Here is a 9,137-nt window from a genome sequence, read left to right as displayed (position 1 = left end):
GCTACTCACAAAAATCCCCTTGTAGGAGTGAGCCTGCTCGCGATAGCGGTGGGTCAGTGACATAAAACTGGCTGACCCACCGCCATCGCGAGCAAGCTCGGCTCCTACAGGGGGAACGTCGATTCAGTGAATCGCGACCGGGTTGATGTTGACCTGGGTCGAGCCTTTGTACAGCGGCTGGCCGAGGACGAACATGAACTCCCAAGCCTTGTCTTTGACCAGCGCGCGGCTGTCGATCAGCTCGAGGTTATAGATGCCGTTCTTGGCCAGCATGTACTGGTTGACCGGGAACTCCTGGCCGTCTTTCGCCGGGTAGATCTCCGACGCCCAAGTATCCCCGCCGAACGCGACGATCTGTTTGTCGACCAGCCATTTCGCGGCAGCCATACCGATGCCCGGCTCGACGGCGAGGAATTTTTTGTCGTCCTTGCCGAGCAGTTCCAGCCAACCGGTGTTGAACAACACCACATCGCCCTTCTGGATGGTCACGCCTTGCAGGTCGAGGGCTTTCTGGATATTGGCGACGCTGAATTCGGTTTTTTCCGGGACGATTGGCGTGCCGTACACGGCGGTCATGTCCAGCACCACGCCACGGGTGACAATCGGCGGGACCTTCTCGATGCCGAGTTTTTTCACGCCTTCGACGGTGACGAAATCGGCCGCGCGGTTGCCGTTGTAGTAGACGTAATCGATACCGATATGGCCGATGCCGTTGAGCTGCGTGCCGACGCCGGTCCAGCCGACCACCAGCTCATCGTTGAAGGTGAATTTGTTCGGCCCCATCGTCGTGCCGCCGGCCTCGCCCGGCTGGACGTTGGTCAGGTTGAAACTGCGATGACGGAAGGCTGGCAGGGTTTTGTCGATCGGTACGGCGAGCGGGTAGGTTTTGCCGGTCTTGATCAGTTTGGCGGCGTTGAGCACCGAGTCGGCGTTCAACAGATTCAGCGCACCGATTTCATCGTCGGCACCGTATTTCGACGGGTACCATTTTTCGGCATCGGCGGCATGGGCGGCGCTGAACGAGAAGAGCAAGGTGAATGGCAGGATCAAACGATTGAGCATGGGGGCGTCCCTGTGGGTTGGCAGTGACCCCACGGTACGCAGCCCGCCTGTGCGGAAACAGCCAGGCGCGGGCAATACATTTGTTCCGGATACTCACGAGTGCTCTGGTTGTCTTGTGGGAGCATGGCTTGCCCGCGATAGCGATTTCAGCAACGCCATCGCGGGCAAGCCATGCTCCCACAAGACAAGGATCAGCCAGCGTGGTGGCGAATCAATGCAATGTCGGTCAAGTCGGCTGCAAGCGCAGTCGGCCATCCGCATCTACGACGACTTCGACCACATCGTAACTGGCCAATGTCGCGTGCGGCGTTTCCACAGGATGCTCGTGAGTCGAGGTGATAACCAACACATCAGCGCCAGCCGCTTCCGCCGCTTGAATACCCACGGTCGCATCTTCGAAAATCAGGCATTCGGTCACGTCCACGCCCAACCGCTGAGCGGCCAGACGATAACCCGCAGGATCAGGCTTGCCGGCCTTCACGTCCTCGGCCGTGACCATCATTGCCGGCTCGGGAATCCCCGCCGCCGCCATCCGCCGCAACGCCAAAGCCCTCGGCGCCGACGTCACGATTGCCCACTGCTGCGCAGGCAAGGTTTTGAGGAATTTCGCCGCGTTGGCGACTTCGACAATGCCTTCTACGTCCTCGACTTCCGCTTCGGTGATAAACCTTGCCTCGGCTTCTGCATCAATTCCGGGCAAGGCCTGGCGGTTGATCGTATCGATGGCGCGCGCACCGTGGATGGTCGGCAAAAACGTCGCAACGTCGAGGCCGTGACGCTCGGCCCACGCGGCCCAGACGCGCTCGGCGGCGGCGATGGAGTTGAGCACGGTGCCGTCCATGTCGAACAGAAACGCGCGGTATGAGGTGTTGAAAACAGATTTTTGAACAGACAAAAGACAACTTCCTATCGGGCCGGACCAGTGCGGCAATGTAGCACCGCTGGTCGGCCGCAATCGACTGTGTAGAGGGTGAATCGCCGTACAGGCTAAAGCGTCGACCTATTGCGCGGTGCGCGATTTCAATGCGCCTTCAACGCAATCGAGCAACTGCCCCAGCGCCCAAGGCTTCTTGATGAACGACACCTCGTGACGCACCCCGGAAGTTTCCGGCGTCTCGAAACCGGACATGATCATGATCGGTTTTTCCGGCCAGCGATCACCGAAATCATTCGCCAGATCGGCGCCGTTGCGCTTGCCGGGCATGGTGATGTCGGTCAGCAACAGGCTGATCTTGTCGGCGTTTTCTTCGAGGTACAACGTCGCCGCGTCCGCGCTGATCTGCGGCTCTACGGCAAAACCTTCTTCCTGCAGAATCTCGCACAGAAACTCCAGGATCAACGGGTCGTCCTCCACTACCAGAATCAAGCCGCCAGGACCCGGCTCGCCCGCCATTGTTATTGGATTCATGACCGTCCCACTCCCTGATTGCACAAATGAATTTGCAGCTCAATTACGCTACCTATCAGGTATGAGCAGCGGACTCTGAGGAAATTCATTTTTGATACAAGCAAGTGACGAAATCACCGAACAAAGCTGCACAGCGCTGCCAGCGAGTTGATATCCAGACGTTGCTCAAGGACGTTTGTGGTTAAAATGCCGCCCCCTCACATTGCCGACGTTGCCCGATGAACCCTGACACACTCGCCATTCTTCACGCTCACCTGCTGACCTCCCTGGCCACCGCCCCGGCCGAAACCCGGCGGCTGTTTCACGGGCGCGGGCGCTGCTGGCCAGGGCTGGAGCAGTTGACCGTCGACTGGTTGCAGGGCGTGGTGCTGGTGTCGTTGTTCAAAGAACCCGAGCCGCAGCAGCTTGAGGATTTGAAGCAGTTGCTGATGGACCTCACGCGCTCCGCCGAATGGCAGCAATCCGCCGCGCACACCTTGCTGCTGCAGCACAGGTATTTGCTGCAAAGCACCACCGAATGGCTGCTGGGCGATGCCCTGGATGAGATGACAATCATCGAGGGTGGCTTGAATTATCGGGTGGACCTGGGCCGCAAACAGAACGCCGGGTTGTTCCTCGACATGCGTTACGGCCGCGATTGGGTGCGGGCGAATGCCGAGGGCAAACGGGTGCTGAATCTGTTTGCGTACACCTGCGGGTTTTCCGTGACGGCGATCGAGGGCGGCGCCGCGCACGTGGTCAATCTGGACATGTCCAGTTCGGCGCTGAGCCGTGGCCGCGACAATCATCGGCTCAATGGCCATGACCTGAGCAAAGTGACATTCCTCGGTCACGACCTGTTCAAGTCCTGGGGCAAGGTGATTGGCAAAGGCCCTTATGACTTGGTGATTATTGATCCGCCGTCGTTTCAGAAAGGCAGTTTTCTCCTGACCAAGGATTACCAGCGCGTGCTGCGGCGCTTGCCGGAATTGCTCACCGAGACAGGCACGGTGCTGGCGTGCATGAACGATCCGGCGTTTGGCTCGGACTTCTTGATCGACGGCGTAACCCGTGAGGCGCCGAGTTTGCGCTTTGTCGAACGCCTGGAAAACCCACCGGAATTTCCGGACGCCGATGTTGAATGCGGGTTGAAAGCGTTGGTGTTTCAGCAAGGGAATTGAGGCGCGGCGTATCGCGAGCAGGCTCACTCCTACAATGAGATCTTCAGTGGATGCGGGATTTTGTGGCCGACACAGATCCCCTGTAGGAGCCGAGCTTGCTCGCGATAGCAGTTCCACATCCACAATTTGCGTGTCAGACACACCGCTATCGCGAGCAAGCTCGGCTCCCACAGGGGATCTTCAGTGGATGTTGGATTGGTGGGCAACACAGATCCAATGTAGGAGTGAGCCTGCTCGCGATGGGCCCTCTCTGCCGACACCATTACTTCGGCTGCAACACCAGCGCAAACAGCTCGCCATGACCACCCACATTGAGTTTGTGGTAGACGTTGCGCCGATGCACTTTCACGGTTTCCGGGGAGATGCCGAGTTGCTGGGCGATGGCTTTGCTGGAAAAGCCTTGCAGGATCAGCCGTGCCGTCTCGACCTCGCGTGCGGTCAGTCGCGCGTCGAAGCGATCGAGCAACGTCGCCAAATCCCCGGCCACGGCGCTTGGTCCCTCCGGCGGCACCAGTTGCAGGTGTCGGCCGATCGCCGCGAGCACCCAGTCGCGCACGCATAACAGTCGGCCCTGCTCTTGTAATGAAAACCGCGTCGAGCGCCCCAGCGACAAACCGAGCACCGCGCCGTCGACGTTGATCATGAACTGCAGCTCATCGCCGCCGACCACCGAACGGAAGTAACTCAGGTAATACTCGCTCTGCTGAAACTGATCCGGAGCCACCGCGTCGAGGCTGTGCAAACCGTCGCCAATGCCGGCGCAAACCGCCTGATAAAAGGGATCGAGCAAGTACATGCCGGCGCTATAACGGTCAAGTTCCTGCTGCTCCGGCGCACTCGCGCGAGAGTCGAAATCGATCAGCAATTGCGGCACCCGTCCGGCGCGCATCACTGCGACCAACGCGTTGTCCAGCGGCACCAGCAGGCGCAGCGTATCGACCAGCGCTCGCCAGAATCCGTCGTGCCCCAACGCGCCGAACACCCGCGCCAGACCTTGATGCACCGGCAACTCTTTCAACAACGCGTCCACGCCCTACCCCTTTCGTGTAACCCATGATGGGAATGGGTGACGGCCACCCCGCTCGATACCCTGCAAGCTCCTGATTATCACCGGCCTGCAGCAGGCCAGGAGTGCCGCATCATGAGTGGTCACCGCACGTATATCAACCTGGGGCTGGGCGCCTGTCTGTCGGCCTCGGTGTCGGCATTTGCCGCCGAGGCCCCCAGCGTCCACGTCTATAACTGGTATGACTACATCGGTCCCACGACCCTGCACGACTTCCAGCGCGACACCGGTATCGTGCCGGTTTACGACACCTTCGACAGCGCCGAAGTGCTCGAAGGCAAATTGCTGACCAGCCGCAGCGGCTACGACGTGGTGGTCGCGAGCAACTTCAGTTTGCCGACGCTGATCAAGGCCGGCGCACTGCAACCGCTGCCCCGCGAGCAGATGCCCGATTTCAAGAACATGGACACCGAGCTGCTGGCGAAACTCGCCGCCAATGATCCGGGCAACCAGTACGCCGTGCCATACCTGTGGGGTACCAACGGCATCGGCTACAACGTCGACAAGGTCCGCGCGGCGCTCGGCGACAGGGCGCCGGTGGACTCCTGGGACCTGATTTTCAAGGAAGAAAACCTCGCCAAACTCGGCGAATGCGGCGTGGCGATGCTCGATTCGCCGTCGGAAATGCTGCCGGTCGCTTTGCATTATCTGGGCCTGCCGCCCAATAGCACCAATGCCGAGGACTATAAGAAAGCCGAGGCGTTGCTGCTTAAGTTGCGCCCGCATATCGCGTACTTCAACTCGTCGAAATTCATCAGCGATTTGTCCAACGGCAACATCTGCGTGGCCGTCGGTTGGTCGGGCGCGATGCTCGAAGCCAAGACCACTGCCGAACAGGCCGGCAACGGCGTGAAGATCGCCTACAGCCTGCCGAAAGAAGGCGCACCGCTGTGGTTCGACACGCTGGTATTGCTCAAGGACGCGCCGAATCCGCAACAAGGCCTGGCCTTCATCGATTACCTGATGCGCCCGGAAGTCATCGCCCCGGTGAGCAATCATTTGTCCTACCCCAACGGCAACCGCAGCGCCACGCCGCTGGTGGCGGAAGCGACGCGCAACAACCCGGCGGTGTACCCGTCGGCTGAAGCGATGGCGACGCTATTCACCCTGCAACCGTTGCCGCCCGCCACCGAGCGCGTGCGCACGCGGGTGTGGAGCAAGGTCAAAAACGGTCAGTAAAAACATGCTTTTCGTAGGAGCAGAGCTTGCTCGCGAAGAGGCCATCATGCCCAGCATTGATGTTGACTGACCCAGCGCTTTCGCGGGCAAGCCTCGCTCCTACAAAAGTCTACCCATGAGCTTGAATCGAACATGAGAACGACAATGAAACCACGTGCCCGCGACCTCAATATCCAATTCGGCCAGTTGCAACCTGGCCCGCTCAATGCGATCACCGACGTGCCCGGCGTTCGCGTCGGCCACAGCAACGTGCGCGGCCGCACCGCCAATGGTCGCGACATTCTCACCGGCGTCACGGTGATCGAGCCGCGCCTCGGGTCGACCAGTCAGCAGCCGTGTTTTGCCGGCGTCCACGTGCTCAATGGCAATGGCGATGCGACCGGCCTGGAGTGGATTCGCGAGGCCGGGCTGCTGACCAGCCCGATCGCGTTCACCAATACGCACAGCCTCGGCGTGGTCCGCGATGCGCTGATTGTGCTCGACCGCGAGCAGCAGGCGGACGATGGCCGGCTTTACTGGAACATGCCGGTGGTGCTGGAGACGTTTGACGGTTTGCTCAACGACATCAATGGCTTTCATGTGAAGCCTGAACACGTCGCCGAAGCGCTGCACTCGGCGGTGGCCGGGCCGGTGACCGAGGGCAATGTCGGTGGCGGCAGCGGGATGATTTGCCATGAATTCAAGGGTGGGATCGGCACCGCTTCCCGGCGTTTGAACAGTGCTCAGGGTGGCTGGACCGTTGGCGCGATTGTGCAGGCCAACCATGGCATCCGTCATGAATTGCGCGTCGATGGTTATCCGGTTGGGCGCTATATGGAACAGGCGGATTCGCCGTTTCTGAAAGCTGCGCTGCCACACCCGGGGATGGGCTCGATTGTGGTGTGTCTGGCGACCGATGCGCCGCTTCTGCCGCACCAATGCACGCGCCTGGCGCAGCGGGCCAGTTTGGGGCTGGCTCGAACAGGGGGTGGTAATGAAGATCACAGTGGCGACATTTTCATTGCATTCGCCACCGGTAACAACGTGCCGCCCGCAGCCTACGAAAGCAAAAAATCACCGACCTGCGATCATTTGAGCATGGTGAATAACGACCACATTAGCGAGCTGTTTCTGGCCGCGACGGAAGCGGTTGAAGAAGCGATTATCAACACTTTGCTGGCGGGGGAAACCGCTGAGGGCAATGGGCATGCCGTGCCGGGACTGGATGCGGCGACATTGCTGGACGGATTGCGCAAGGCCGGTTGGCCGGGGGCGGTGTAAGTGCGGCGCGGTTGAGTCGATGCGTGGCGGGAGCCTGGTTTCACATTCACGATTTGCGTAATCAGACACACCGCCATCGCGAGCAAGCTCGGCTCCCACAGGAGATCTCCAGTGGATGCTAGGTTTTGTGGCCGACGCAGATCCAATGTAGGAGTGAGCCTGCTCGCGATAGCAGTTCCACATTCACCATGTGCGTGCCAGGCACACCGCCATCGCGAGCAAGCTCGGCTCCCACAGGGATTTTCAGTGGATGTTGGATTTATGGGCAACAGAGACTCCATGTGGGAGTGAGCCTGCTCGCGATAGCAGTTTCACATTCACAATTTGCGTGTCAGACACACCGCCATCGCGGGCAAGCTCGGCTCCCACAGGGGATCTTCAGTGGATGCTGGATTTTGCGGGCAACTTAAATCCAATGTGGGAGCGAGCTTGCTCGCGATAGCAGTTCCACATTCACCATGTGCGTGCCAGGCACACCGCCATCGCGAGCAGGCTCACTCCCACAGGGGATTTGGCTGGGGCGCGGGAGTTACACCAGGCGCAATCTCGGGGTGATGGCTGGTACGGCGGCGTCGCCCAAGCGCTCGCGGACAAATTCGTTGGCCTTGCGCGTCAGTTGGTCCAGATGCCGATCGCGCTGTTTTTCCGCGTCGGTCATCGCCCGTTTGCCATTCTTCTGCAGCAGGTAATGATGAATCTGCCTAACTTCCAGCGAGCTGTAGATCGGTGCCGTGTCCAGCACTGCCATCAAGCCATCGGTGCCGTGATCGCGGGTATTCATCAGCACTTGCGTGGCGCGCACGCCGACCACTTGAAACCCCAGCGCTTCGAAATAACCAACCTTGGCCACGCTGCAGGTCAACTCGGCGTGCGGGTAGCGGCCGACCATTTCGCGCAGCATCGCGCGGGCCACACCCTGGCCCCGATAGCTCGCGTCCACCGCCATGTACGCGACGCCGCAGGCCTCGGGATCGTCCTTCACCGGCAGGTACAACACGAAGCCGATGACCTTCTGCGGGTCGTCGACATCGGTCGCCACGATCAACTCCACCGCAACGCCCTTTGCCCCGTTCAACGCCTCCAGATAGAGGTGAACTTCATAGCCGATCGCGTATTGGTAAACGTTGTACAACAGGTTGCTCGGCGGCAACGCGACGGCGCTGATGTCGGTCAGGTTGTCGACCACCAGTTGCAGGACCTGGCTATTGATGTGCTCCGGGCACGGCGTTTTGAAATGGCTGATCTGGTGCATCGAAAGGCTGACTCCGGGGATAAAGGCGTTGACGCGTTCGCAGCGGGCCGGCGCATTGTAACGCGTCAGCCGCCCAACGCCGCTTGCGTATTCGCGCTAGCGCTGTGGCGCAACGATGCGAAAGCGAATGTCGATGTTTTTCGAAACCACGCTGTCGGCCCACTCCCCGGCGCCGATCTTGAAGTCATCCCGATTGAGCGCAAACTCGCCGACGAATATGCCGATGCCGCTTTCTGCGCTCAGCTGGACCTGGACTTCTATCGGGCGGGCGACGGCTTTGAGCGTGAGGTCGCCGCTGAACAGATAGCGGTCATCGCCGAGGGCTCGGATGCTGGTGGACTGGAAAATCGCCAACGGATGCGCGGCAGTGTCGAACCAGGCGGGTTTCTGCAATTCGGTATTGGCGTCGCTGCTGCCGGCGTCGATGCTGGTCAGGTCGATGTGCAGCGTCGAATGCGCTGCACCGGGGTTTTGTGTGTCGAAATCGAGCGTGCCTTCGAACCTGCCGAAGGTGCCGTAGACCCGCGAGCCGAATTGGCTGAAGGTGAAACTGATCTGGCTGGCGGCGACATTGACCTCGCTGAACTCGGCGGCCTGGCTGCTGACGGCGAAGACCATGGCCGCCACAATGACGGCGAAATGCGGGAAACGAAAGCGCATGGGATTCTCCGATCGGCGAATTGCCGGGATAGGAGGAATAAAGCAAAGAACCCGCGTTTGCGCCACCGCGATATTCGCCCGCCACAAACC

The 9,137-nt window shown here is 60.2% G+C and carries 9 protein-coding genes; 3 read left to right on the top strand and 6 right to left on the bottom strand.

From position 1 onward, the window contains the following. Positions 1-123 precede the first annotated feature (123 nt). From BI292_RS06770 to BI292_RS06760, 3 genes are all read right to left on the bottom strand, one after another. Positions 124-1,062, bottom strand: a complete 939-nt coding sequence (locus BI292_RS06770; RefSeq protein WP_101207409.1) for a cyclase family protein — start codon at positions 1,060-1,062, stop codon at positions 124-126. A 226-nt stretch (positions 1,063-1,288) separates the two neighbouring features. Continuing rightward, positions 1,289-1,957 carry an HAD-IA family hydrolase gene (locus BI292_RS06765; protein WP_101207408.1) on the bottom strand — a complete coding sequence of 223 codons (669 nt, stop codon included), beginning with the start codon at positions 1,955-1,957 and terminating at the stop codon, positions 1,289-1,291. Between the two features lie 105 nt (positions 1,958-2,062). After that, the gene (locus tag BI292_RS06760; RefSeq protein ID WP_101207407.1) at positions 2,063-2,470 is read right to left on the bottom strand and encodes a response regulator; all 408 of its coding nucleotides are present in this window, start codon (positions 2,468-2,470) and stop codon (positions 2,063-2,065) included. 218 nt (positions 2,471-2,688) lie between these two features. Between BI292_RS06760 and BI292_RS06755 the strand changes: the two genes are divergently transcribed. After that, positions 2,689-3,630: a class I SAM-dependent methyltransferase gene (locus BI292_RS06755; RefSeq protein WP_101207406.1), complete on the top strand. Its 942-nt coding sequence runs from the start codon at positions 2,689-2,691 to the stop codon at positions 3,628-3,630. Positions 3,631-3,892: 262 nt separating this feature from the next. Here BI292_RS06755 and BI292_RS06750 read toward each other — a convergent pair whose 3' ends face one another. Next, the gene (locus BI292_RS06750) at positions 3,893-4,660 is read right to left on the bottom strand and encodes a helix-turn-helix transcriptional regulator (protein WP_101207405.1); all 768 of its coding nucleotides are present in this window, start codon (positions 4,658-4,660) and stop codon (positions 3,893-3,895) included. Positions 4,661-4,771: 111 nt separating this feature from the next. On the opposite strand from BI292_RS06750, the gene BI292_RS06745 reads away from it, so the two are divergent. Continuing rightward, positions 4,772-5,875 (top strand): extracellular solute-binding protein, encoded by a 1,104-nt coding sequence (locus BI292_RS06745; RefSeq protein ID WP_101207404.1) that lies wholly within the window; start codon positions 4,772-4,774, stop codon positions 5,873-5,875. Between the two features lie 144 nt (positions 5,876-6,019). Further along, positions 6,020-7,135, top strand: coding sequence for a P1 family peptidase (locus tag BI292_RS06740; protein WP_101207403.1), 1,116 nt, complete (start codon positions 6,020-6,022; stop codon positions 7,133-7,135). 529 nt (positions 7,136-7,664) lie between these two features. On the opposite strand, the gene BI292_RS06735 is transcribed toward BI292_RS06740, so the two are convergent. Both BI292_RS06735 and BI292_RS06730 read right to left on the bottom strand, forming a co-directional pair. After that, positions 7,665-8,387, bottom strand: a complete 723-nt coding sequence (locus BI292_RS06735) for a GNAT family N-acetyltransferase (protein ID WP_101207402.1) — start codon at positions 8,385-8,387, stop codon at positions 7,665-7,667. A 96-nt stretch (positions 8,388-8,483) separates the two neighbouring features. Continuing rightward, positions 8,484-9,047: a YceI family protein gene (locus BI292_RS06730; protein WP_101207401.1), complete on the bottom strand. Its 564-nt coding sequence runs from the start codon at positions 9,045-9,047 to the stop codon at positions 8,484-8,486. Between the last annotated feature and the right edge of the window lie 90 nt (positions 9,048-9,137).

The sequence above is a fragment of the Pseudomonas sp. 43NM1 genome, assembly GCF_002836905.1.
Classification (GTDB): domain Bacteria; phylum Pseudomonadota; class Gammaproteobacteria; order Pseudomonadales; family Pseudomonadaceae; genus Aquipseudomonas; species Aquipseudomonas prosekii.
The sequence above is the reverse complement of the archived record's forward strand: the minus strand, read 5'-3'. Positions and strand labels throughout refer to the sequence as shown.

Coding starts and splice junctions, on each gene's coding strand:
- BI292_RS06770 (WP_101207409.1), bottom strand. CDS start 1,062: ATGCTCAATCGTTTGATCCTGCCATTCACCTTGCTCTTCTCGTTCAGC.
- BI292_RS06760 (WP_101207407.1), bottom strand. CDS start 2,470: ATGAATCCAATAACAATGGCGGGCGAGCCGGGTCCTGGCGGCTTGATT.
- BI292_RS06755 (WP_101207406.1), top strand. CDS start 2,689: ATGAACCCTGACACACTCGCCATTCTTCACGCTCACCTGCTGACCTCC.
- BI292_RS06745 (WP_101207404.1), top strand. CDS start 4,772: ATGAGTGGTCACCGCACGTATATCAACCTGGGGCTGGGCGCCTGTCTG.
- BI292_RS06740 (WP_101207403.1), top strand. CDS start 6,020: ATGAAACCACGTGCCCGCGACCTCAATATCCAATTCGGCCAGTTGCAA.
- BI292_RS06735 (WP_101207402.1), bottom strand. CDS start 8,387: ATGCACCAGATCAGCCATTTCAAAACGCCGTGCCCGGAGCACATCAAT.
- BI292_RS06730 (WP_101207401.1), bottom strand. CDS start 9,047: ATGCGCTTTCGTTTCCCGCATTTCGCCGTCATTGTGGCGGCCATGGTC.